We start from the raw sequence: 25,450 nt of genomic DNA on the forward strand, positions 1-25,450 counted from the left end.
TAGAAACATATATAATAAAAAAAATAAAAAAATAATATCATAAAAAGTAATTAAAGAGGATAATATGAAAGTTGTATGCTGTAAGAACTGTGGTGCAAAATACCAACTCGATGATGATGATGACATCACTACATTCGAGTGTTCTTCATGTGCAGGTGACTTAGAATACTTAGAAAACTATTCTAATGAAGAAAAATCTAATCGTTCATCATTTATTAGTTCATTCAAGTATGATAATTCATACATTGTACAATGCCAAGATTGTGGATTGAAGTACAAAATTAAAAGTAACGATAACATACTTGATTATGAATGTGATAGTTGTGGTGGATCTTTAAGATATTTAGATGATGAAATGAATGAAGAATTAGATAAATATCTTGAAGAAAGACAAAAAGATATTGAAAACATTAGAAGAGAAAATAAAGCTAAAGAACCAACATCTGAAGAAGTGACAACAGAAGATAACGTACACTCCTTAAAATCAATTACTAACAAACTTGAAAATTTCTTTTCAGAAGAGCATATGCTACAAATTGCAGATGACGAGAAAAAAGAAAAAGAATTGCAAGAAGAAGTAAATGGTAAAACCGCAAGGACCACAATACCTCAATCTGTTTTATCCAAATTTGGAAAAGAATTCGCAGTTCCAAAAACTAATGATTATGATGTTTTGAAAAATTTCCTTAAAACTGAATTCTTTAAAGGAATGAAAGAATATTATCCAGCAACATCAGAATCAAAATCCAATAAAAGTTTCTTAGAGAGGATTAGTTTAAACGAACCTGGTGAAAAATTAACCCCAAAAACAACCTCAATTAAAGAAAATGAAACTGATTTCGATATTAAAAACATCGATTTGAAGAATTTAGATAGTAACAATACTATCATTATCATCGGAGCAGTTATTTTTATTTTAAGCATAATTGAGATTTTGGCTATTAACAGTGGTATAGGAATTATTGCTTTATTCATTGGAGTAATTATCTTATGTTATGGAATTTATAAAACTAAAGACGTTAAAGAAACTGAAGAAAGAACAAGAATTATCAGAGAACACTTGTTAACCCTTTCAGAAGATTATTACGTATTCTACAATGTTAGAACTCCAACTTCCAACTCAGGTATTAATCACGTGGTTGTAGGCCCAACTGGAATTTATGCTCTACTTTCACAAAAATACAATCCAAAACTTAGATTAGAATCAGAAAATGAAAATCTAAATTTGATTGGATCAAGTGAATTGGATGAAGATAAAATTGAAGAAGTTCCTGTTTCTGGTAATACTAGAAGATTTAGATACACAACTAAACAAGCAAAATTCTCACAGGACAATAAAGTGAAACAAAAAGCATTAAGTTTAGGTGAAGATTTAATTAACTTCCTCAATGACAACAACATCAAGAATTGTTTTGTTGAGCCATTAGTCGGTTTCATTAACAATGAAGTTGTTGTAATAAATATGCCATTAACTGATGAAGATTTATTCATCGAAGAACTTTTGAATAAAATCCGAACTGCTACAGTAAAATTAGATTCTGAAACAATCGACAAATGTGCTGTTTTAATAAACAAATATGCAGCAGATTGCTCTTCAGAAATTTAATTTTTTTCTTTTTTTATTTTAAAAATTAGGATAACATATCATATTCAATTAAAGAGCCTTTTTTAATATTTTTATTGGCGATTTTGCCTACAACATTCTCTTTTTGTGATGGAGGAATTCCAATTCCAGGCCTTTTAAATTCAATGTCAGATTCTTCAATTTTTTGGCCGGAATTAATGTCATCTTTAGCAATGATGGATTTTCTAACATTTTTTCTTGAAAATGACTCACAAATCAAAGGCTGCTTATTTTTAAATCCATTCATTTGAGAAATATTCCTTACATTATATTTAAAGATACGAACATCATCCTCATCCATTGCAAATTCATGGTCTTTAAGAGATTTGTCCAGTGTAAAATATTTTTCCAAAATAACAGCACCATAATTATATGCTGTTGTCAATATGAACATGCTATTGTCTGAAATTGTGTAATCTGAATACCCGATGTTATAATCTTCAAAATACTGTGTGAGATCCTTAATCATTAAAAGATTAGCGTCCTCTATTTTTGTAGGATAAGACAAAACAGAATGCATTAAAGCAATTTTGAAATTAGAATTATTTTCAATGCAATTAACAGCCTCTTTAATTTCATTTAAAGTGGATGCTGCAGTGGATAAAATAATAGGTTTAGCTTTATTTGAAATATAATCAATAAACGGAATATTGGTTAAATCGGATGAAGGTATTTTATAAACATCAACAACATCATCCAAATTATCAATGACATCAACATCTGCAGGAGTTACAATGAAAACAAGGCCCAATTCCCTGCAGCATTGGGATAATTTCCTATAATCCTCAAAAGTTAATTTGTCATCAGGATTTATATCCTCTTCTTCAAAGTTACAGTGCAAAAATTCTGAATCTCCTACATGGAAGTTGATTCCGTCAACACCGCACTCTTTAGCTTTCTCAACTAACAGCATTGCAACATCAAAATAAGGCATCTCTTCCTTTTCAGCCAAATCATAATAATTAAAACTGATTTCAGCTATTAAAAATGGATGTTTATTGAATATATTCACAAACTCACCTTTTAATTTCGAAATCTCTGTATTTTTCTTCAACAATTGATTTCATATTTTCAAATCCATGTTTCATATCAATGTTTTTCATTTTTTGATTCATTTCAATTCTAAGCTCAGGATTATTCACTAAAGCTACAAACTGAACAACAATTTCTTGTTTTGTCAAAGATTCACCCATTCCCATATTTACTATTCCATTGGCATTATTTGCAAAAACATGAGTTGCTTCCAAATCATTTTGACAAACACAGATTGTTGGAATGGCTAATGAACATGAATCATACATTGTTTTGCTGGCAGATGTTATTATAATATCCGCCTTAAACATGAATTCACTGACATTTGAAACATTTTGATAAATTTGAACTAATGGATTGGATTCGTATTTTGCCACTAATTGGTCTACACCATCATATCCTCTGTCTAAAATTACATTAATCCTATTTTCATAATTTGTAGAAAGTATGGCATCCAAAAATTTTTCAGTCAGATGATTAGAATCATTGCCTTCAAACATGATCAATACATTCTTAACTTCCTGAGTAATGACCTTAGGAGGCTGGAAATAAAATTCATCTTTAAGAACATGGTACTTCTGTCCAGTATAAACATTATTATCGCTTAAATCATGTTCATATAAAGAGTCAAAAACAACATCGGCAAATTGAGCTCCCACACCCAAATCATCAAAATTAACAACGAAATATCCATTCTCTTTTAATCTTAACATGTACTCTTCCGAAGTGTCTAATATATCATTAACGACTATTTCGGCACCGAATTCTTCCAATATGGAAAATAATTCGTCAAAACCATCGTAAACTTTGAACTGGAAGCCAAAATTATCAACTAATTTTTGACCTAATTCATGATTTTCATCTAAAATAAACAGTAAATCATCAGTAACTAGCTTTGAAGCAATTGACAGGCAATTATCGATGTGCCTAGTTCCAATCTCATCATTGGCATTTACAACTATAGCTATCTTTTTCATTCGAATATAGTTCTCCACAACCCACCAATCTTCATAAGCATCAATAGTTACGCTTTCTTCACGAGATAATGGAATTATATCCACACTTGATCCAATAGTTGATATTTCACTTATAAATCCTCTACGAGTTGCCACAATAGCGCCAGTCTCTCTGAATGACTGAGGCAAATCTCTTTGATTAAGCCTTTCAATATAATTTGGGAAAAACCTTTGATTATTTTGATCATATCCCCAGCTTAAATGTTTATCTTCAACTACAGATATTACAGTTTCAATACCGAAATTCTCAAATTTCTCGATAGCTGAGTCTAAAGTTTCTGTCTTAAGCAAAGGAGAAGTTGGCAACATTGTAATTACAATATCATATTCATCGAACGCCAGTTTTTCCTTTTGAATCATAGCATCATAGACAACAGCATCCAACGGAACATCATCACCGGATAATTCTTGGGAGCGCCTAATAACGCTTGCTCCGAATTTTTCGGAAATTAATGCAATTTCAGAATCATCAGTAGTTACAACAATATCATCAACATATTCGGATTTCCTAGCAATGTTTATTGCATAATAAATTAACGGTCTATTATTTAATAAACGTATGTATTTGTTTGGAATTCCCTTTGAAGTTCCTTTTGCAGGAATAACGACTAAAATTTTATTATTATTAAACATGCCAAATCCCTATACATAAAATTTAATTAATACAATTATAAATATAGGTATAATATATTATTAAATCTTCGGTGTAACTATGAATATGAAAAACATGTCAGAGAAATTATTGGAAAAAATAAATGAATTATCTACACCCGTTAAAATAATGCACGTTTGCGGTTCACACGAACATACAATAATGGAAAATGGAATAAGAAGCCTGCTTCCAGAAGAAGTAGAAATCATTGCAGGCCCAGGATGTCCTGTTTGTGTAGTCCCTTCAAGGGAAATAGATGAAGCATTGGAACTAATAGACAGAGGAGTTACAATAACTACTTTTGGAGATATGTTAAGAGTTCCAGGTTCTGAAAGATCACTTGCAGATGCCAAAGCAGAAGGCGGAGATGTGAGAGTTGTTTATGGAATCAACAGAGCAATTGAAATAGCACAAAAAGAGGACAATGATGTTGCTTTCATATCTGCCGGTTTTGAGACAACCGCTCCGACCACAGCAGCCGAATTATTAGCAACCCCTCCTGAAAACTTTTCAGTGCTATCCTGTCACAGGCTAATACCTCCAGCAATTGATTTTTTAATTAACTCAGGTGAAACAAGCCTCAATGCATTGATTCAACCTGGACATGTTTGTACAATTATTGGAACCAAACCATTCGAATATTTCTCAACAGACTTCGGAATACCACAAGTAGTGGCCGGATTCAATCCATTAGACATATTAATGTCAGTATACATGATTTTAAGACAGATTCACAATGAAACACCGAAAATAGAAAATGAATACAAAAGAGCTGTCCGAGATGAAGGAAATGTGATAGCTCAAGACATGATTGAACAGGTATTTGACGTGACTTCAAGAGAATGGAGAGGATTTCCTAAAATACCAAATTCAATTTTGGAAATTAAAGATGAATTCAGTGAATTTAATGCACGTGAAAAATACGACATTGAAGTGAAAGATGTTACCGAAGCCCCGAAAGGATGTATCTGCGGACCTATTTTAAGAGGTCTTGCAAGACCTGAAGACTGCAAACTATTTAGAAAAGCATGCAACCCATTGCACCCTATCGGAGCATGTATGGTAAGTAAAGAAGGAACTTGTAACATCGCCCATAGATATTCAAGAGGATAATATGACAATAGAAGCAATAGCAGTAGACATTGATGGAACAATAACCGATGAAAGAAGGCGGATATGCATTTCAGCCATTGAAGCCTTAAGAAAAGCAGAAGACAAAGGCATTCCAACAATAATCGTTACAGGAAATGTGGTTAATTATGCCTATGCTACAGAAGTGCTTATCGGATGTAGTGGAGGAATCGTTTGTGAAAATGGAGGAGTTGTTTTCAAAGAAGGGGAAAACAACAATGCAGTTGAGACATTAGTTGACAGGGACTTTGTAACCTCCGCCGAAGACCATTTGAAAGAAAAACTAGGAGAAAAATTTGACATTCATGCATCCCACGACAACATGTACAGATTAACAGAAACCGTTTTTTATAAAACCCTTAAAAGAGAGGAATTGGAAGACGCATTAAAAGACTTCAAATATCTGGACGAACTTGAAATTTACGACAGCGGCTTTGCATTGCATATTACCGACAAAAGAGTAAACAAGGGAACTTCACTCAGATACCTGTGTGAAAGAAACGGAATCAACATGAATAATGTGATGGCGATTGGAGATAGCCAAAATGATGAAGATTTCCTTAAAGAAGCAGGATATAAAATAGCTGTAGGCAATGCGGAAGACAGATTAAAAGAAATAAGTACATACACCTGTGAAAAAATGTTCGGTGATGGAGTAGCGGAAGCTATTGAAAAATTTGCACTTTAGTGATATTATGATATACGAAATCGCAGAAAAAGCAAAAAAGGCAATTGAAAATGATTGCGATTCTTATGAAATTTACATTGATGAAACCAAATCCATTGAACTTGATTCCCGAAAAGAAGAATTGAACTTTTCTAAAGAAGAAATCGAATGTGGAGTTGGAATTAGAGTTATCAAAGATAATAAAGTCGGTTTTGCATTTACTTCAAATATGGAAAAAATCGTTGAAACCGCAAAACAGTCAATTGAAAACACAAAATTGAATAAAGTTGATGAAAATTACACTTTTGCGGAAGTTGAAAAGGTTCCGAGTGTTGAAAAAGTTTATGATAAAAAATTTAATGATTTAAGCCTTGAAGAATCCATTGAATTTTTAAAAAGCACAATAGACACCGCTCTTGACAGCGGATGTGAAGTAACTGGCTCCGGATTTTCAGCAAGTGAAGGCAGATCCTTGATTTTGAATTCAAATGGAGTTTCAATTGAAGATGAAGGGACTGGATTTGGCATAGGTTTGTCTGTAACCATACAGAAAGACGGGCAAATAGCAACAGCCTATAATTCCCAATCCTCCAGATTTTTTGATTTGGATGGGGAAAAACTAGCTACTGAAGTATGTGACCTTGCTAAAAGTTCTTTGAATACAAAACCTATTGAAACAAATGATTATAACGTAGTCCTCGACTATTATGCTGCAACAGGACTTTTGCAAACATTCATTAGTGCTTTTAATGGTGAAAATGTTATGAGAGGAAGGTCCATTTTAAAAGATAAGATGGGTTGTGAAATAGCTAATTCTAACTTGAGCATTATAGACAATCCTCTTCTAGAAAAAGGAATGCTTACTGCAAAATGTGATGGTGAAGGAAGCGTAAGCCAAAAGACCGACTTGGTAAAAGATGGTGTTTTAAATTCATTCATTTATGACATCTATACTGCAAACAAAGCAGGTGTTGAAACCACATCAAACGGACTTAGAGGATCCTATTTGACAACACCAATGATTTCTCCTACAAATCTTGAGTTTAAGTTCAGTGAAATGAAAGATTTAGAGGAAATTGATAAAGGAGTGCTAACCACAAGCGTTTTAGGAGCTCATACTGCAAATCCAATTTCTGGAGATTTCTCAGTCGAAGCAAGCAATGCCTTTAAGATAGAAAATGGAGAGTTAACAGATCCAATCAACAAAGCCATGATTTCTGGAAATATCTTTGAGATAATGAAAAATGTAGAAGGATTAAAATCAGAAATAAAACAATACGGACAATTCATAATACCAAAACTGCTTGTCCATGATTTGAGAGTTGTTGGTCAAAATCAATGATTAAAAAAAAGAAAGAAAAATTAAATCTTTTTTAATTTTTCTCTATACCTATCAATGGTATCCTGCTTGTAATCAATATTTAAATAATCAGATTTTAATTTTTTATTTTCATCAAAATCTTTAATTTTCATATCAAGCATCTTGTCGATTTCTTTATCTAATTTTTTTATTCTGTTTTCAAAAGAATATTCAGAACCCCTAATGTCAATATTGGATTTGCGGGCAAGTCTTTCAATTTCTTTATCAACATCAAATTCTTCTTTTTTAGACATTTAAACACCTACATTTCAATGATAGGTAATTGGATTTCGGTGATATAATCATTTTCATTATCACAATTATGCATACCTTTGATTAAAACCTCTTTAGGTGATCCGATTATATCATAATGATTTGCTTGAGCAACTTCGACTAATTCCGCATAAGTATCTAAAATAGTATCTGTTGGACCGTAATGCTTTCCTGCTAATACTTTGTTTTCAATCATGTCAACAACGCGAATTCTATCGGTTTCTTCAGCATCCTCTTTAATCGCAATACTTACATCGTAAACTACATCACCTTGATTGACCTCATGCCTTGGTGAAAAATAAACAATGAAAGGTTCGCCATCAGTTTCAATTTCTTTTGCATCAACCCAACCCATTAACATGGAAAGAAATATTCCTAAATCTTCAATGGGAGTTTTACAATTAATAACTCCTAATTTTTGTTCTGGAATAACTTTTACTTCATAATCCATAATTACACCTTACTTAAATTATAATCTTAATTAAATAAATATACTTCTACTTCCTCGCCTTCATCTAAAAGTTCGACAGATTTCGGAACTTTAACATAACCATCAGCAGTTGAAAGTGAAAAAATTGCACCAGAATCCTTAAATATCGGATGAACATTCTCCCCATCAACTTTAACTAGCTGATACTGCATTCTTCCAACAGGGGAGTGAATTCTTCTGGTCATTTTGCCCCTTACAGTTTTAAGTTCAAAGTCCCTATCTATACCTGCCAATTTGGTTAGAGGCTCTGCAACAAATGCATTGAATATCATTAAAGCAGATACGGGATTTCCCGGAAGACCAATTACTACCTTGCCATCAATTACTCCAACAATTGTAGGTTTGCCTGGTTGAACTGAAATGCCGTGAATGTGAACTTCACCTAATTCATCCAAAACATGTTTCAAGACATCCCCCAGTCCTGCAGAAGTTCCTCCAGAGCAAAGTAGAATGTCGACTTCTTTAAGTGACTCTGTGATTTTTTCTTTTACTTCATCGTAATTATCTCTCATGATGCCTAAAAAATGAGCATCTGCACCGCAGGAAAATGCTGCGTTTTTAATCATTCCTCCGTTAACATCATAAATTTTACCGTATGTTAATTCCTCACCTTGAAGAGTGATTTCATTTCCGGAGGATATTACTCCCAAACTAGGTTTTTTATAAACTTCAATTGTTTCAAATCCCTGTGAAAGCAATACTCCAATCTTACCTGGATTTAAAAAGTCCCCTTTTTTAAGAATTAAATTTCCTTCCTCAATATCGGAACCTTTTTTGGCAACATCCTGTGAGGGAGTTGCGGTGGTTAACAGGTTAACTTTATCATCAAACTTTTCGGCATATTCTACCATTACAACAGATTCTGATCCTTCAGGCATTGCTGCACCAGTACTGATTTCAATACATTTTCCTTTTTCGACTTTTTTATCTGTTGTTGAACCCGCTTCTAAAAAATCAATCACTTCTAAAGTGTTAGGAGATTCCTCTGAAGCACCAAAACTATCTTCGGCAAGAATTGCAAAACCATCTTTTAAAGCTTTGTTAAAAGGTGGAAAATCCATTCTGGAGTAAACATCTTCAAATAAAATTCTTCCATAAGCTTCACTGACAAGAATTTCTTCACTTTGTGGCTTTAAATTTTCATCGAATAAATTTTGAATAATATCTATAGCGTCATCACATTCTTTAATTTTTAAAAATTCAGTTCCCATAATCACCACTTATATAAAATACAATAAATTAATATATAATATATTGATAAATATATAAATAATTTAATCTTATGGAGAAACATATTATTATTTTGGAGGAGAGTATTTGTCTAAACCTAATAACAATCAACAACAAGAGTACAGAAGAGTGAGAACACCTAAAAAAGGAGAAATCCCAGGAGTGGTTGAGCAAATCATGGGGCATGGTAAATTAAAAGTCCGTTGTGCTGATGGAAATATCAGAATGACCAGAATCCCTGGTAAAATGAAAAAACGTATTTGGATTCGTGAAGGAGACGTAATCCTTGTAAAACCTTGGGATTTCCAATCTGATGAAAAAGCTGATGTAATCTGGAGATACACAAAAACAGAATCAAATTGGCTTGAAAGAAAAGGCTACTTGAAAATGTAGTCTAACCACTTATTTTTTTGATTTTAATGGATTCTAAAATAGCTAAAGCAGATGCGAAACACGAAAAGATACATTCCCGAAAAAGAAAAAAAGACAGTTCTGATAGAAAAGTGGGAAATGAAATTTTCGACAAACTAACACTGGAAACATTATACAAATTAGCTAATCAAGGATACATTGACATTTTAAACGGTGCAATAAGTACAGGCAAGGAAGCTAATGTGCTTACAGGTATTACCGATGATGAAAAATTTGTAGCAGTGAAAATTTATAGGGTTGCTACTTCTGATTTTAAAAAGATGGATTATTATCTGAAAGGAGATCCAAGATTTAACGTCAAAACCAAAAATAAAAGAAAAATAATTTACTCTTGGGTAACAAAAGAGTTTAAGAATTTAACCAGATTATATTCTGCAGGTGTCAATGTTCCAGAACCAATCACAAGCTCAAATAATGTATTGATTATTGAGTTTATTGGGGATGAGGACGGCAATCCCGCACAGCCTGTAAAAAACCAACCGCCAAAAGACCCTGATGAATTTTTCAATAAATTGCTTGTAAATCTAAAATTATTCGTAAATGAAGCTAAATTGGTTCATGGCGATTTATCAAATTATAATATTTTAAATAAAGATGAAGAACCAGTCATTATTGACGTTTCACAATCAGTAGTTTTAGATAATCCAATTTCTAAAGAACTACTCGAAAGGGATATCAACACGCTTGTTCGTGAATATACCAAACTTGGCGTTAAAACTAGCTTTGAAGAAATTTGGGAATATGTGAACCCCAAATTTTAGCATATAGTCCAACAGATTACCATTACAATAGTTTTTAAAGGAACTGCAGTTTCATTCACCGTAAATGCTTTTTCGAATATTACCGACTAATTCCTTTTCATCATCAGTTAAGTGAACGTTCTCCAAACTATCCTTACTACCGCGCTTAATACGAATTATAAAGGTTAGAACAAGAATTAATAAAAAGGATAATAAGCTTAACATTGGGGATATGAATGCAAGGATAATAGATATTACTGAACTTATTACAGGAGCCAATAATATATAAAACAAAGTTAAGGTAACGCCTCTTATATATAATTTTAAATTAGGAAATTCGATTCCATCATCATAAGAATCTTGAATAGTAGTTTTTATTTCATCCTTTTTATCAAAATACTCGCTGAAATTATTTTTAATCAATAACATGAACATTACAATGTACAATAAACTGATCACTAATATCAATAATGAAAAGAATATATTTACATCAAAATAATTGTAAAATCTAAAAAGAAATCCTGTTGCAAATGGTATTAAACAAACAGTTGCCATTGTAAGCATGTTTAATGTTAAAATAGCATAGCTTATTTTTTTAAAATTAAAAAGAACGACTGTATTTTCCCAAAAATTATATACAATATAAAAACTTATGAAATATATTAAAATAGAAGGTGCTAGAAAATTTATAAAATAATCTTTTAAAACAACCCCCGATGATATATCCGCCATTGTTGGAACTGCAATCTCTAAAACAAGAATTGTCATAGCGATTGCAAAAACACCATCAGTAACCGCAGCATGCCTATCAGTAAATTTATTAAAAAGTTCAATATTTGCCATTAATATAAATAATGTAATTTATTTTATATAATATTAATGTAACCCCAACAATTTGATTTGAAACATTCGGTTCAAACGAATTGAACCGTTTACCCTAAAATTAATTATATAATTCACACTTGGCGTCGGAAAGGTACCCTAGTGCAAATAGAAAATATATGATGAAAACGGATATAAATTTACAACATTGGGAGAATGGTAAATAACAAAATAATTAGTGCAAATATATATCCGAAATCATATTTCTTAAATTTTAAAATAAGGAAAAATGAAGATAATTAGAATGCAATCGCATCCACATTATTATCCTTATTAAATTCATTTAAAAGTGAAGATAAATCAGATTTTTTCACATCACTGGTATCTTTTGCCCAGAACACTACAATAAATTGTTGTCCATCACAATCTATGAGCTCTGCAATGCCATGTTCACTATGATCAATGTCTGTGAAATCTACTGTATTATCAGAATTTTTATCAATTTTCATATCATCATCGGCAGTGAGGTAATCTTGACCCTCACCATGAATGAGATTATCATAAGCATCGTCACTTTCATTATCGTATGCATCATCATTTGCATTTTTAAAAATTGTAATGCCGGAATCTTGTTTTTCATTTAAAGATAATGAATAATATGTTCCATTATGCACATTATCATAAGATTTATCGATGGCAAAATCATTGACGTTTTTTGCAGCACAAACACTACCAATCAATAGTGTTGAAACCAGTAACATTAAAAATATCTTTTTAGCATCCATTTTTTCACCTTAATTCTTATTATTACAAACTCCAAGAAAAGATTTATTTTTAAATTAGAACTTCATGTTCAAGTAAGTGTATGAAAACATCAGCATATAAAGTTTTTCGAATGCAAGTGCTCACTTACATCTTTAAATTGTAAAAAAATAAAAAATAGAGGGTTATTCTAAAAAAATAATGCGTTTAGTGTTTTGACATATAATAAACCCCCATAATAATTGTTTGATTCAAAATAATGAAAGTGCATTTTCCACCAAATTCTTTGTTGATAACATGACTAATTAAATTAATCCTAAATTTTAAATAATTTTGATTAAATAATTATTAATTGACAAGGTGAAAATTATGCCGGAAACAGATTATCTAAAAATACCACAGAATAGAGTAGGGGCATTAATTGGAAGCAATGGAAAAGTTAAAAAGTCCATTGAAAATGCAACTGGAACAATCCTTGACATAGACAGTGAGGAGGGAACAGTTTACATCACACCTAGAGATGATATGGAAGATCCGTTAGGCGTATGGAATGCCAACCATATCGTTAAGGCAGTGGCACGTGGATTTAATCCAGAAGTTGCATTGAAATTAGTTAGTGATGACATTTATTTAGAAGTGATTAGTTTACCATTATACATAGGAAAATCTAAAAAGGCCCTTGCAAGACATAAAGGACGAATTATTGGAAAAGATGGAAAAACCCGTGAAATCATAATGGAAATGGCTGAAGTAGATATGGCAATTTATGGTAAAACCGTTTCCTTAATCGGTGAAATGGACAACATCATGGTTGCTAAAGAAGCTATTGAAATGATTTTAAATGGTTCTAGACATAAATCAGTTTATGGATTTTTAGAACATAAAAAAGAAGACTTGAAAATGAAAGAATTCAAGGATCTTGTCGGAATCGAAGATGATAAAATCGAGTTTAAAGATGGAATCGACTTCGATGAGAAAGATTATTAGGAGTTTAAACTCCTAACCCTATTTTTTTGATAAATTAAATTAACATTATATTTCAACACAACATTCCCACCCCAGGCAACTTTTATTTAATTTTGAAAATGGAATGTGAAACATCAAAAAAGTACTATAACATAAATATTACAAAAGTACCTATGTTTTAATAAAAGATTACTATAAAAATTACATCAATACCAGTAAACTTTTATATACTTTAACGGACATATATAGATAACATAGTACAAATACTATATTTTTTACATGTTTTAAAATTATTATTTCACCACATATTTAATCAAGGCAGATAGGGTAATGTATGAATAATACTTTTCAAATGCTCTCTCATTTGATTTAAATATAGTCATGATAATAAATTAAAATATATTTATTTAAGGAGGAAAAATATTGGCTCAACAAGGAATTGATTGGGATGAAGATTTTGACAGATTAACCCCATCCCAGTTCTTTAGAAAAAACAAGCAGATGTTAGGATTTACTGGTAAAATCCGTTCATTAACTATTGTATTCCACGAATTGATTACAAACAGTTTTGATGCATGTGAAGAAGCAGGAATATTGCCAGATATTGACATCGAATTAAAACGTGTTGACAAGGAACATTATATCTTAAGACACAAAGACAATGGTCCTGGAATTCCTGAAGATTATGTAATGCAAGTATATTGTATGATGTTTGCAGGATCCAAATTTAGAAACATCCAATCTAGAGGACAACAAGGTTTAGGTTGTAGTGGTTGTGTGCTTTTATCACAAATGACAACCGGTAAACCTGCTCGCGTAATTTCATGTTACAAAGAGGGCGATGAAATTAAAGGAGTTAAAATGAAGTTCCAAATGGATGTTGAAAACAACCGTGGAATTTTAATGGAAAGGGAAGATTACCCTGCCGAAAGTACTGGAGTATGTATTGAATTACAATTCAAAGATGTATCCTACTCCCTTGCAGAGCAAGGTGCTTTTGAGTACATTAGAAGAACAATGATTGGAAATCCTCATGCAAAAATTACCTTCAGAGATCCATCAGGACACAAATACATATTTAAAAGAGCAGCAGATGTTGTTCCAGTTCAACCAAAAGAAGTATTGCCTCACCCAAAAGGTGTAAGTGCTGATGACTTAATGACAATGGCAAAAAATACCGACAGCAGAAGATACAAAAGTATGTTAACCTCATCAATGTCAAGAATGTCCAACAAAAGAGTTGATGAAATCGCTGAAATTACTGGAATTGACATGAACAAACGCCCTAAAGCAATGACATTCCCAGAAGCAGAAGCTATTGTCCATTGCTTTAAGAAAATGAAATTCATGGCTCCTCCAACTGATGGGCTCATACCTATCGGATCAGAACAAATTGAAAAAGGTATGAAACAAATCCTTAAACCGGAATTTGTAACAACAATAACCAGAAAGCCTGTAACCTACCAAGGTGGTGTTTCATTCATTATAGAAGCAGGTCTTGCATATGGAGGTAACTCCGGAAGAGTCGTTAGCGAAAAAAGAAAATCTGAAATTATGAGATTCGCAAATAGAGTTCCATTAACATTCGATGCAGGAAGCTGTGCTATTACAGAAGCTCTAAAAAGTATCGATTGGAGACGTTACGGCTTAAAAGATATGGATAACACTCCATTAACTTTATTCGTTAATATTATTTCTACTCAAGTACCCTACCTTTCAACAGGTAAACAAAGTGTTTCCCCAGAACCTGAAATTGTTCATGAAATCAGACAGGCAACAATGAAATTGGCCCGTAAATTACAAAAACATATCAGGGCTAAAAGAGCAGCTAAAGAAAAAGAAAAACGTTCAAAAGTATTTGAAGAATATGTTCCAGTAATTATTGAAGAAGCTGCAAAACTTGGTGAAACTGGAGTTCCTGAATACCAAGAAGTTTTAGCGAAGGTTACTAAAAGAGCGCTTGCAGAACTGCTTGGTGAAAAAGTTGAAGAAGAAGAGGAAGAAGAAGAACTTGATGCAATCATCATGGAAGAAGTTGATGAATTTGGACATACTGTTGAAGAAGGCCATTCCACATTAGACAACTTCATTGAAGATGATGTTGATGAATTTGAGGACGAATAGGTGATTAAATGGCTGAAGCAAAAAAAGAAGGCAAATCACATAAAGAACTTAGGAAAGAATACACCTACAATAAACTTAAAGGTTTAGGTGAAGAAATTATTGAAGAAATTGAAAAAAATAAAGTTCCTAATATTAAAGTTCCTTCAAGAGGTACTGGAAACATCGTTTATGATGATGCTAAAAGATACTATGTACTAGGTGACAGATACGGAAGAAGATCTTTAGGAAACGTAAAGCAAATCAGAAAATTAGGGCAAATGGTTTACGTTGCCAATTTCTGTAAAGATTTAGTAGCTCGTGAAAAAACAGCTACCATCAGGGAAATGTATTACGTTTCCGAAGGTTGGGGAATCAGTTTTAAATCACAACAAGAATCCAACATTGTTGGAGAAGACCTTGAAGTAACTCTCGGTACCACCCGTGAAGATTTAGGTTTAATGCCAGAGGAAGACGGTGCATCAGTATACGGAGACATTACTTTGCTTGATGAAGTGGAAGTTAATGCTTCAAAAATGGGAAAATCAGGTTATACCATTTCACCTACAATCGACCAAGTGGACTTCTTAGATCATAATGTGGACAAAGTATTGGCAGTGGAAACAATGGGAATGTTCCACAGGTTAGTTCAAGAGAATGCACATGAAAGATTTAATTGTTTAATTGTTGGGCTTAAAGGACAAGCAGCACGTGCTACAAGAAGATTTATTAAAAGAGTCAACACAGAACTCAAACTTCCTGTATACATCTGTAACGACGGAGACCCTTGGGGATTCCACATTGCACAGGTAATTATTTCCGGAAGTGCAAAACTAGCTCACGTTAATCATGACCTCGCTACTCCTGACGCTAAATTTATTGGAGTAACCGCATCTGATATTATCAATTATGATTTACCTACTGATAAACTCAAAGATGTTGACGTTATGAGGCTTAAAGAGCTTGCAAAAGACCCAAGGTATAAAACTGATTTCTGGCAAACAGAAATTAAAAAGATGCTTAAAATCGGTAAAAAAGCAGAACAGCAATCTTTCTCCAAATATGGGCTTGAGTATGTCGTAGACGAATACTTCCCAGCTAAATTTGAAGAAATGGAAAATCAAGCATAGTCTTGAAATTTTCCTCCTTTTTTTATTTTTTTTAAAATATTTTTAAGATAACCTTTATATACTAGAAAAACCTTATACCCCTATAGGTATAGGATGTGTTATTTTGAAACAATGTATGGATAGCGAAAATTTACATAGGAGACTTAAAAAGATTATTGGCCAATTAAATGCAATTGACAGAATGATCGATGAAGATATCCCCTGTGAACAAATATTAATGCAAGTAAATGCATCAAAATCAGCATTACATAAAGTTGGACACATAATTGTTGAAGGACACTTGGAACATTGTGTAAAACAGGCAATCAAAGATAACGATTCTGATGAAGCAATAAGTGATCTTACATCAATTTTGGAATACTACTCCAGACTTTAATTTTTTTTAAAATAACTTTATACCCTATGGGGTATACCTGTACTAATGGGGCTGTTTAATATGAACTTTACAAAAAATGAAAAATATGACATACTACGTATAATCATATCCGTAATGAGTATAATCATTAGTTTCATACTCTCTCTAGATTATATTTCATGGATAGCAGTAATATTATGTGGAATACCAATAATTAAAGAATGTATTGACAGTTTAATAAAGGAATTTGATTTAAAAGCAGATTTGCTTGTTTCATTGGCCATCATTTCATCCATCTTAATTGGTGAAGTCTTTGCAGCAGGTGAAATTGCAACAATCATGGCAATTGGAGGATTCTTAGAAGAATATACCGTAACAAAAACACAAGGAAGAATTAAAGAACTTGTCAACATGTCACCTCAAGTTGCAACAAGAATTAAAAATGGAATTGAAGAAAAAATATCTGTCGAAAATGTACAAGTCGGAGATATCTTAAAAGTGCTTCCTGGTGAAAGCATACCAACAGATGGCATTATACTCTATGGAGAAACTTCAATTGACCAATCAACATTGACTGGAGAATCTTTTCCAGTTGATAAAACAGAAAACGATGAAGTATATAGTGGAACAATAAATCTTTATGGTTCATTTACCATGAAAACAACAAAGATCAGCCAAGAGAGTTCTCTCCAAAAATTGATAAGATTGGTTGAATCATCAAAACCAGAAAATTCAAAAATTGTAAGAACTGCAGACAAATGGGCGACAATTATTGTTGTGCTGGCTTTCATATCTGCAATATTAACATATCTATATACATTTGAAATAACAAGGTCAGTTACAATTTTAGTGGTTTTCTGCCCATGTGCGTTAGTTCTAGCTACACCAACAGCAATCATGGCTACAATTGGAAATTTAACTAAATATGGAATTTTAGTAAAAGACGGAGAATCTATTGAAGAGCTAGCTCATGTAAGTGAATTTGTATTCGATAAAACCGGAACATTAACCTATGGTTCTCCAAAGGTTGTTAATATTATCTCAAATGATTCAGAAGAGTTAATGTATCTACTTGCATCTCTTGAATCCAAATCAGAACATCCTCTTGCAAAGGCAATAGTTGAATATTATGACAATGACGATTTTGCTTATGTGGATGACTTTAAAATGCATATTGGAAAAGGCATCAGCGGGAAAATAGGCGGTTCAAGAATAATTGCCGGGAATAAAAAATTATTAGAATCAGAAAATATTTCCTTAAACTCACCTGGTCAATCCCAAAATGGTGAAATCACAATATACGTGGCAAAAGAAGGAGAGCTGATTGGAAAAGTTTATCTTGCAGACACATTACGGGAAAGTTCAGAGCAAACAATAAAAAATCTCAAACGATTAAGAATAAAAACAACCCTGCTTACAGGAGACAATGAAAAAACTGCAAGATATATTGCAAAAAAAATTAAAATCCGAAATGTCAAATCTGATTGCCTGCCAGAAGATAAAACAGATTACATTGCACGAGAGCAAATTCTTGGACATAAGGTCGCAATGATTGGAGACGGAGTAAATGACGCACCATCCCTTAAAAAAGCAAATGTTGGAATAGCAATGAGCAAAATCGGAAGCGACATCAGTGTTGAGGCGGCGAATATTGCACTAATAAATGACAATATAGAGGACATTCCGCAATTAATTGGAATTGCAAAAAAAACTGTGAGAACAATTAATATAAACATTGGATTGGCATTAACATTGAACATAATAGCAATGGCATTGGCAATCTTAGGCATTTTAAACCCAATTGAGGGAGCATTAATCCACAATATCGGTTCAGTCATGGTAATTATCTATTCAACATCATTGACAAGATACAAGATTTCCAATAAGGACTGTAGAAAATCAAAAAAGTTAGGCGTAACTAAAAGTTTAAATAAAGCAATGACATAACTATACATATCGATAATAAGGTGATTTATTATGGCTGAAAAAGAAATTAAAGTTGTGGGCATGCACTGCCCATCATGCGTAAATGCTGTAGAATTATGTTTAAAAGATGTTGACGGAATTGAAGATGCGAAAGCAGACCTCGATTCAGGAATTACTACAATTACAATGTCTGGCGACGTAAGCGATGCAGACATCAATGAAGCTGTTGAAGAAGCAGGTTTCAAAGTAGAATAATTCTATTCTTCTTTTCTTTTTTTATAAAAATTTTTTAAAATGTTTAATATTTCCAACTGATTTTTCCCAACAAGCAAGTTATGCTTTGTATCATCAAAAATGATTATTTCAGAGTTATCAACTTTACTTTTCAACTCTTTTTGCAAATCAACTGGAGTAATGTCATCATATTTTCCGGCCAAAATTAATGTAGGAATCTTGATGTGTGACAAATCATCTTCAAAATCCGCACTCGATAAAGCATCAATCGCTTTAATATATGCTTTTGTATTGGCAGTTTCTGAAGCAATCCCCTTTAAAAATTCAAGCTCCTCTTTATTATCATTAATGACATTAGGACATAATACCCTCGGCAAAATTAAATCATAAAAGTCATTGAAACTATTTTCAAGAGCATTCTTAAATTGGACAAATACCTCCTCTAAATGGCCATTTAACTTGTAAAAACTGGACATTAACACCAGTGATGATACCATTTTAGGATATTTTCTATTGAAATCAAGTGCAACAATACCACCCAATGAAAATCCTATTAAGTTAACATTTTGAATTTTTAACTCATCCAAAAGATTTTTTAAGTCCAGAACATAAGTATCAATTGTAATTTCATCATTTCCTAACTCAGAACCCCCATGACCTCTTAAATCAATCCTTAAAATTTGATAATTGCCTTTAAGATGGTTTGCCAAAAATTCCCAATAAAGTAAATTATCCGAGAGTCCATGAATGAAAACCAAAGTTTCACCGCTGCCTTCCAATTTATAATTCATATTAATAATTTAGGGAATGAATACTTTAAATAGATTACAGAATTACTTTAACATCAAAATTAATCATCAAATTTTAAATAACTTAAATAACAAATCATAATTCATATAATTATTTTATAAAATTATAACTAAAAAAGGGATTGAAATGAAAACTGTTGCTATTAATGGTTATGGAACCATCGGTAAAAGAGTGGCTGATGCTGTTGCTGCTCAAGATGACATGAAGGTAGTTGGTGTAAGTAAAACTAGACCAAACTATGAAGCAAGAACAGCTGTTGAAGAAAAAGGCTATCCATTATATATTGGAATTCCAGAAAGAGAACAAATGTTCAAAGATGCTGGAATTGAAATAGCAGGTACTGTTGAAGAAATGATTCAGGAAGCAGATGTTGTTGTTGACTGTACTCCTGGAACTATCGGACCACAAAACCTTGAAATGTATAAAAAAGCTGGCGTCAAAGCAATTTATCAAGGTGGAGAAGACCACGAATTAACCGGTCTTTCTTTTAATTCTATTTCCAATTATGATGATTCATATGGTGCGGATTATACCAGGGTAGTTTCATGTAACACTACTGGATTAACCCGTACATTACATACAATCGACAAAATTGCAGACATTAAAAAAGTAAGAGCAGTGATGGTTAGAAGAGGATCCGACCCATCTGAAGTCAAAAAAGGACCAATTAATGCAATTGTTCCAAATCCTCCAAAAGTACCTTCTCACCACGGTCCTGATGTACAGACCGTAATGAAAGGAATTGACGTTACAACAATGGCATTGCTCGTTCCTACTACTTTAATGCACCAACACAACATAATGGTTGAAATCAATAATGATGTGGAAACCGAAGAAATTATCGAAGCTTTGGAAAAACGTTCTAGAGTAATTATTGTTTCTGCTGAAGAAGGCTTAGGATCCACTGCTGAACTGATGGAATATGCTAAAGAACTTGGAAGAAACAGAAATGACTTATATGAAATTCCAGTTTGGAAAGAGTCAATTAATGTTGTTGGAAATGAATTGTTCTACATGCAAGCAGTACATCAAGAATCTGATGTAGTGCCTGAAAACGTTGATGCTATTCGTGCACTTTTAGAAATGGAAAGTGACAACGAAAAGTCAATTGCAAAAACTAACAAAGCTATGGGAATATTCTAAATTCCCCTTTTTTTACTATTTTTTTAATGATTTGAATGAAAAACCAAGTACTTTTTGGACCTGCAGGAAGTCCAGTTGATTATAAGGGCGCAGCATATAAAGCCCCAAAATATATTCAGAATGAAGGACTTGATTCCTACGAATATCAATCGCCATATGGAGTAAGAATTGGTGAAAAAGCTGCAACCACCTTAAAAGAAGAATCTCAAAAGCATGATATTTTAGTTTCCATGCATGCACCCTATTACATTAATTTGTGTGCAAAAGAAGAAGAGAAACTTGATAAAAGCATTGGACATCTAATAGCTGCTGCCCGTGCCGGAGAATGGATGGGTGCTTACAGATTAGTTTTCCACCCCGGAGCTTATCTAAATAGAAAACCTGAAAAAGCTATGGAAATATCTAAAAATACTGTCAATCGCTTGTTTGAAGAACTTGAAGCTGAAGGAATTGAAGAATTTACCTTTGCTCCTGAAACTACAGGTAAACGAACACAGCTTGGAAATGTAGGTGAGGTTGTTGAACTTTGCGCCAGTTTTGACCATTTTGAACCGACAATTGATTTTGCTCATGTTCATGCAAGAGGCAGAGGATTCTTAAATAAAAAAGAAGATTACAACTGCATTTTTTCAACTATAGAAGACCATTTGGATATTGATATCCTACATTGTCACTTCACAACCATTGAATATGGAATGGGTGGTGAAGTAAAGCATCATACTTTAGATGAAAGCGGTGAATACGGGCCGAATATCAAAGATTTATTATCCAATTTAATCGATAATGGTTGGAATGCAAATATCATATGTGAAACTCCACTCAGAGACATAGATTCTTTAAAAATGAAACAACTTTACGAAAGCATGATATGATGGATGTGTTTAAATGCATTTAAATACTGAAGTTTATTGGGAAAAACGATTTAAAACCGATTGGAAAGACCTTAAAGGAGCAGAACAAACTTTAATACATTACGAAACAATACTCACTCATTTACCGCAATGGATGAAAGATGTGGTTGAAAATAATAAGTATTCCATATGTGACATGGGTTGTGGAATGGGTGAAGGAACAAATGAATTACATAAAACTTTCCCTAAATCAAAAGTATTTGGAATGGATTTTTCACAAACCGCCATCGATGAAGCTAATAAGCAATACAATGATGAAAATCTAACCTATTTCAAAGGGGATATGCGTGATTGTGATGAAAAATTTGACATTATAGTTACCTCCCATACTCTAGAACATTTTTATGACCCTTTTGAGATTGTTGAAAAATTATCTCAAAATTGCAAATATTTAATTATTACCGTACCATTTAGAGAGGAGGATTTGTGGAAAGAACATTGCTTTTCATTCCAATATGAATCATTTCCATTAACTATCCATAATAAAAGATTAATTTATTATAAAGAAATAGAACCCATGTTCTTTTCTGCAGGCAATTATATGCTAAAAGAACAAATCTTAGTTATTTATGCAAATAATGAATTGGTTGAGGACTTTTCATTAGATAAATTAAATTCATTCTATGATGAAAAAGTAATTCTTCAAAATAAATTGGAAAAGCTAAAAAAAGAAAAGGAAGCGTTAGATAAACAAAATAATCTTTTCAAATCAACAAAAGCTTATAAAATGTGGATTGAAGATACTGGCATTGGAAAGAATAACAAAAATAATTTCGAAGATGATGAGTCATTTAATGACATGATGACTGCCAAAAATGATGTTGCTATTTTATCTGCAAGCAATGTTGTTATGACTTATAAAGATGGATCTGCTTATAATGTTACTTTAACTGATATTAACGGCAAGGGTATTGCAAACAAAATTATAACGATTACACTCAGCGATATAATCTATAACCTTAAAACGGATTTGAATGGTAATGTGAGTCTAACAATTAATCTAAATATTGGCAATTACGAAATTTCGGCTAAAGTCGAAAATGATGGCAACGACGACAAATTAGAAATCAGCAACACAATTCATGTTAAAAAACCAAAAATGACAATTACCGCTGAAGACATCCACATGACATACAAAGACGGAACAAAATACAATGTCCAACTAACCGATAAAGACAACCGCCCAATTACATTAGCAGGAGAAATAATAACAATCACTCTTGAAGAAAAAGAGTACATCATTAAAACCGATGAACTGGGAATTGCAAGCCTACCAATTAACCTAAACCTTGGAAAACATACAATTTCTGCTAAACTCGAAGAAACAGACTACACTGATGAAATTGAAATCAACAACACAATTCATGTTAAAAAACCAAAAATGTCAATTACCGCTGAAGACATCCACATGACATACAAAGACGGAACAAAATACAACGTCCAACTAACCGATGAAAATGGCAATCCTCTTGAATTATCCCATCAAATTATTAAAATTTATCTTCAAGACAGGGAATATAATCGTGAAACCAATGCCCAAGGCATTGCAAGCCTACCAATTAACTTAAACATAGGAAAATATGAAATTTCAGCCAAATTCAAAGGAAATGAACCCGACAAAGAAATCAAAATCAACAACACAATTCATGTTAAAAAACCAAAAATGTCAATTACCGCTGAAGACATCCACATGACATACAAAGACGGAACAGAATACAATGTCCAGCTAATCAACGAAGACAACCGCCCCCTTACATTAGCAGGAGAAATAATAACAATCAACATTGTAGGCAAGGAATACGATCTCAAAACCAATAATCAGGGTATTGCAAGCCTACCAATTAACTTAAACATAGGAAAATATAAGATTTCAGCCAAATTCAAAGAAAAGGAATCCAACAACGAAATCAAAATCGACAACATCATTTATGTTGAAAGACCAAAAATGCCATAGAAAAATATCAATTTAATAATCTTTAACGGAGTGAATTAAATCATCCATATCATTGAAAAGATTATTTATATCATCATTATCTTTTTCGTTGGAACTTAAATGAATTACCAATTCATTAATCAAATCTTCCATTTTGTCAACGAATGTCTCTAATGTTTTAATTTTACTATCAATCTCTTTTTCAACAAGTTCATTATTGTCTGTGTCCAGTTCCACCATCTTTCTTGTTACTTCCAACTGATTTGAAAATAGCTGATTAGACTTATTTATTGAAGAAGAAAATTTATTATAAGCCATATGATTCGGATCGAATAGTTTTTCAACTAACTCTTTAGCTCTTTTTTGTTTAAAATTATAATCCTTTTCTATATCATTAATAATTTCATCATATTTTGATGGAACAACTTTTTTAATCTTTTGAACGCGAAAAACTTGTTTTCCGCATTGAGTGCAGAACTTTTGATTAGGTTCAAGTTTGGCCCCACAATAAATACAAAAATGATTGTGGTCATCATAAATATTCATAATACTTATTTAAACATCAAATTTAATAAATGCTATGATTTTCTCAATTTCAAAATTACAATCTCCGAATCAGTTCCCCACCTCATTGGAGTGTCCATTGAACCTACGCCAGTTGTAACATGCAGATACTTGCCGAACTTATTTTTAAATAATCCCTTATTGTATCCAAACATCAAATTAGCAATCCAAACAACCGGATAAAACTGGCCACCATGAGTATGGCCTGACAATTGAATATCAAAGCCTAATTCAGAAAATTCATCCCAATGATAAGGAACATGATAATTAATAATGTTAATCATATTCGGATTTATCCATGATTCATCAACTTTTGGAACTTCCCTATCTTCAAAACTGAAAGTAAGGCCAAAAACACTTAACTCTCCAAATTCCCTTCTTTGATTATCCAAAACAATTATTCCTGCATTTTCACATGCTTTTATAACATTATCAATTCCAGGATAGAAATCATGATTTCCTGGAGTGAATATTATTGGCATATTGACTTCTTTAAATGCCATTAAGTCATTTTCTTCCACAACTGATGAGCCATCAGCCAAATCTCCGGAAATAATGGTTAATTCACAAGAACTTTCAAGTTCTTTTAATTTATTTCCTATCATGGAGATTATTGACTTATGACGTACAGATCCAAAATGAACATCTGACAAATGTGCAATGTCAATATCTCTAGTCAAATTATCTAAATTTAATGTTTTTTCACTTACAATTAATTTATGAGCCTTATAATAATTATAAACACCTAAAATAGGTACAATTAAAATTAAACCAAAAACTACTTCAAATGGTAATGCTACAAACCTGCCAATTAAATAAATAACAATAATGTCGATTAGAAACATTACTGATGCCCACATCCAAATACCATTAATCGTTGTTAATAACCTGCCAAAAAAAGTTGATTTTTTTGTTTCAAAAAACATTGGAAGGCAGTGCAATAAACCCACTAAAACTGTTAAAACGAATAAATAAATATCATTCAATCCGCCAAATAATAAAAATATGTATTTTAGCAGAAAAAATTCAAATAACATGTAAAATGGCGTTACAAACAATACCCTTCGTGTTCGACGACTCATGATAAAACCTCTTAAAATAATTATATTACAACAACTATTTAAATAATTAAAACTAATGTTATTTT

25 protein-coding genes are annotated in these 25,450 nt (G+C 32.3%); 15 read left to right on the forward strand and 10 right to left on the reverse strand.

Going from position 1 to position 25,450, the window contains the following annotated elements; translation table 11 throughout:
- Positions 1–64: 64 nt before the first annotated feature.
- Positions 65–1,606 (forward strand): NERD domain-containing protein, encoded by a 1,542-nt coding sequence (locus QZU81_RS03785; RefSeq protein ID WP_292828018.1) that lies wholly within the window; start codon positions 65–67, stop codon positions 1,604–1,606.
- Between the two features lie 25 nt (positions 1,607–1,631).
- Here QZU81_RS03785 and QZU81_RS03790 read toward each other — a convergent pair whose 3' ends face one another.
- Positions 1,632–2,636, reverse strand: a complete 1,005-nt coding sequence (locus QZU81_RS03790; RefSeq protein WP_292828013.1) for an N-acetylneuraminate synthase family protein — start codon at positions 2,634–2,636, stop codon at positions 1,632–1,634.
- Positions 2,637–2,640: 4 nt separating this feature from the next.
- On the reverse strand, positions 2,641–4,305 hold the full coding sequence (locus tag QZU81_RS03795) for a cytidylyltransferase domain-containing protein (RefSeq protein WP_292828010.1): 1,665 nt from the start codon (positions 4,303–4,305) through the stop codon (positions 2,641–2,643).
- Positions 4,306–4,390: 85 nt separating this feature from the next.
- On the opposite strand from QZU81_RS03795, the gene hypD reads away from it, so the two are divergent.
- From hypD to QZU81_RS03810, 3 genes are read left to right on the forward strand one after another with little or no spacing between them, the layout of a single operon-like run.
- Positions 4,391–5,437, forward strand: a complete 1,047-nt coding sequence (gene hypD, locus QZU81_RS03800; RefSeq protein ID WP_292828241.1) for a hydrogenase formation protein HypD — start codon at positions 4,391–4,393, stop codon at positions 5,435–5,437.
- Between the two features lies 1 nt (position 5,438).
- Positions 5,439–6,143, forward strand: coding sequence for a phosphoglycolate phosphatase (locus tag QZU81_RS03805; protein ID WP_292828007.1), 705 nt, complete (start codon positions 5,439–5,441; stop codon positions 6,141–6,143).
- 7 nt (positions 6,144–6,150) lie between these two features.
- On the forward strand, positions 6,151–7,464 hold the full coding sequence (locus QZU81_RS03810) for a TldD/PmbA family protein (RefSeq protein ID WP_292851896.1): 1,314 nt from the start codon (positions 6,151–6,153) through the stop codon (positions 7,462–7,464).
- 20 nt (positions 7,465–7,484) lie between these two features.
- On the opposite strand, the gene QZU81_RS03815 is transcribed toward QZU81_RS03810, so the two are convergent.
- Genes QZU81_RS03815 through glp form a run of 3 tightly spaced genes read right to left on the reverse strand, consistent with a single transcriptional unit; the run spans position 7,485 to position 9,456 of the window.
- Positions 7,485–7,736 carry a hypothetical protein gene (locus QZU81_RS03815; RefSeq protein WP_292828001.1) on the reverse strand — a complete coding sequence of 84 codons (252 nt, stop codon included), beginning with the start codon at positions 7,734–7,736 and terminating at the stop codon, positions 7,485–7,487.
- Positions 7,737–7,744: 8 nt separating this feature from the next.
- Entirely contained in the window at positions 7,745–8,206 is a 462-nt protein-coding gene (locus QZU81_RS03820) for a GyrI-like domain-containing protein (RefSeq protein WP_292827998.1), read from the reverse strand.
- 26 nt (positions 8,207–8,232) lie between these two features.
- Positions 8,233–9,456, reverse strand: coding sequence for a gephyrin-like molybdotransferase Glp (gene glp / locus QZU81_RS03825; protein ID WP_292851898.1), 1,224 nt, complete (start codon positions 9,454–9,456; stop codon positions 8,233–8,235).
- A 106-nt stretch (positions 9,457–9,562) separates the two neighbouring features.
- Between glp and eif1A the strand changes: the two genes are divergently transcribed.
- Together eif1A and QZU81_RS03835 are read left to right on the forward strand one after the other, a co-directional pair.
- Positions 9,563–9,868 (forward strand): translation initiation factor eIF-1A, encoded by a 306-nt coding sequence (eif1A, locus tag QZU81_RS03830; RefSeq protein ID WP_292827992.1) that lies wholly within the window; start codon positions 9,563–9,565, stop codon positions 9,866–9,868.
- Positions 9,869–9,894: 26 nt separating this feature from the next.
- Positions 9,895–10,668 (forward strand): serine protein kinase RIO, encoded by a 774-nt coding sequence (locus QZU81_RS03835; RefSeq protein ID WP_292827989.1) that lies wholly within the window; start codon positions 9,895–9,897, stop codon positions 10,666–10,668.
- Between the two features lie 51 nt (positions 10,669–10,719).
- Here the strand turns inward: QZU81_RS03835 and QZU81_RS03840 are convergent, their stop codons facing one another.
- Positions 10,720–11,490 carry a TMEM175 family protein gene (locus QZU81_RS03840; protein ID WP_295589513.1) on the reverse strand — a complete coding sequence of 257 codons (771 nt, stop codon included), beginning with the start codon at positions 11,488–11,490 and terminating at the stop codon, positions 10,720–10,722.
- Between the two features lie 278 nt (positions 11,491–11,768).
- The gene (locus QZU81_RS03845) at positions 11,769–12,254 is read right to left on the reverse strand and encodes a hypothetical protein (RefSeq protein ID WP_292851903.1); all 486 of its coding nucleotides are present in this window, start codon (positions 12,252–12,254) and stop codon (positions 11,769–11,771) included.
- Between the two features lie 346 nt (positions 12,255–12,600).
- On the opposite strand from QZU81_RS03845, the gene QZU81_RS03850 reads away from it, so the two are divergent.
- From QZU81_RS03850 to QZU81_RS03875, 6 genes are all read left to right on the forward strand, one after another.
- Positions 12,601–13,218: a KH domain-containing protein gene (locus QZU81_RS03850; RefSeq protein WP_292827980.1), complete on the forward strand. Its 618-nt coding sequence runs from the start codon at positions 12,601–12,603 to the stop codon at positions 13,216–13,218.
- 402 nt (positions 13,219–13,620) lie between these two features.
- Entirely contained in the window at positions 13,621–15,321 is a 1,701-nt protein-coding gene (gene top6B, locus QZU81_RS03855; protein WP_295589515.1) for a DNA topoisomerase VI subunit B, read from the forward strand.
- A gap of 8 nt (positions 15,322–15,329) precedes the next feature.
- Positions 15,330–16,427, forward strand: coding sequence for a DNA topoisomerase IV subunit A (locus QZU81_RS03860; protein ID WP_292827977.1), 1,098 nt, complete (start codon positions 15,330–15,332; stop codon positions 16,425–16,427).
- Between the two features lie 103 nt (positions 16,428–16,530).
- A complete protein-coding gene (locus QZU81_RS03865) occupies positions 16,531–16,803 on the forward strand; it encodes a metal-sensing transcriptional repressor (protein ID WP_292827974.1) in 273 nt (90 codons plus the stop codon).
- Between the two features lie 60 nt (positions 16,804–16,863).
- Positions 16,864–18,729: a cation-translocating P-type ATPase gene (locus QZU81_RS03870; RefSeq protein WP_295589518.1), complete on the forward strand. Its 1,866-nt coding sequence runs from the start codon at positions 16,864–16,866 to the stop codon at positions 18,727–18,729.
- 30 nt (positions 18,730–18,759) lie between these two features.
- A complete protein-coding gene (locus tag QZU81_RS03875) occupies positions 18,760–18,963 on the forward strand; it encodes a heavy-metal-associated domain-containing protein (protein ID WP_287411023.1) in 204 nt (67 codons plus the stop codon).
- A gap of 2 nt (positions 18,964–18,965) precedes the next feature.
- Here the strand turns inward: QZU81_RS03875 and QZU81_RS03880 are convergent, their stop codons facing one another.
- On the reverse strand, positions 18,966–19,733 hold the full coding sequence (locus QZU81_RS03880) for an alpha/beta fold hydrolase (protein WP_292827967.1): 768 nt from the start codon (positions 19,731–19,733) through the stop codon (positions 18,966–18,968).
- A 145-nt stretch (positions 19,734–19,878) separates the two neighbouring features.
- On the opposite strand from QZU81_RS03880, the gene QZU81_RS03885 reads away from it, so the two are divergent.
- The 3 genes from QZU81_RS03885 to QZU81_RS03895 are packed head-to-tail and all read left to right on the forward strand — an operon-like array spanning position 19,879 to position 23,760.
- On the forward strand, positions 19,879–20,895 hold the full coding sequence (locus QZU81_RS03885; protein ID WP_292827964.1) for a phosphorylating glyceraldehyde-3-phosphate dehydrogenase: 1,017 nt from the start codon (positions 19,879–19,881) through the stop codon (positions 20,893–20,895).
- 35 nt (positions 20,896–20,930) lie between these two features.
- Positions 20,931–21,767 (forward strand): TIM barrel protein, encoded by an 837-nt coding sequence (locus tag QZU81_RS03890; protein ID WP_292827960.1) that lies wholly within the window; start codon positions 20,931–20,933, stop codon positions 21,765–21,767.
- Between the two features lie 13 nt (positions 21,768–21,780).
- A complete protein-coding gene (locus tag QZU81_RS03895) occupies positions 21,781–23,760 on the forward strand; it encodes a methyltransferase domain-containing protein (RefSeq protein ID WP_292851912.1) in 1,980 nt (659 codons plus the stop codon).
- A 12-nt stretch (positions 23,761–23,772) separates the two neighbouring features.
- Here the strand turns inward: QZU81_RS03895 and QZU81_RS03900 are convergent, their stop codons facing one another.
- Both QZU81_RS03900 and QZU81_RS03905 read right to left on the reverse strand, forming a co-directional pair.
- On the reverse strand, positions 23,773–24,285 hold the full coding sequence (locus QZU81_RS03900; RefSeq protein WP_292827954.1) for a zinc ribbon domain-containing protein: 513 nt from the start codon (positions 24,283–24,285) through the stop codon (positions 23,773–23,775).
- Positions 24,286–24,317: 32 nt separating this feature from the next.
- Positions 24,318–25,385 carry a metallophosphoesterase gene (locus tag QZU81_RS03905; protein ID WP_292851915.1) on the reverse strand — a complete coding sequence of 356 codons (1,068 nt, stop codon included), beginning with the start codon at positions 25,383–25,385 and terminating at the stop codon, positions 24,318–24,320.
- Positions 25,386–25,450: the final 65 nt, after the last annotated feature.

It is taken from the genome of uncultured Methanobrevibacter sp. (assembly GCF_902770715.1).
Lineage (GTDB): Archaea > Methanobacteriota > Methanobacteria > Methanobacteriales > Methanobacteriaceae > Methanocatella.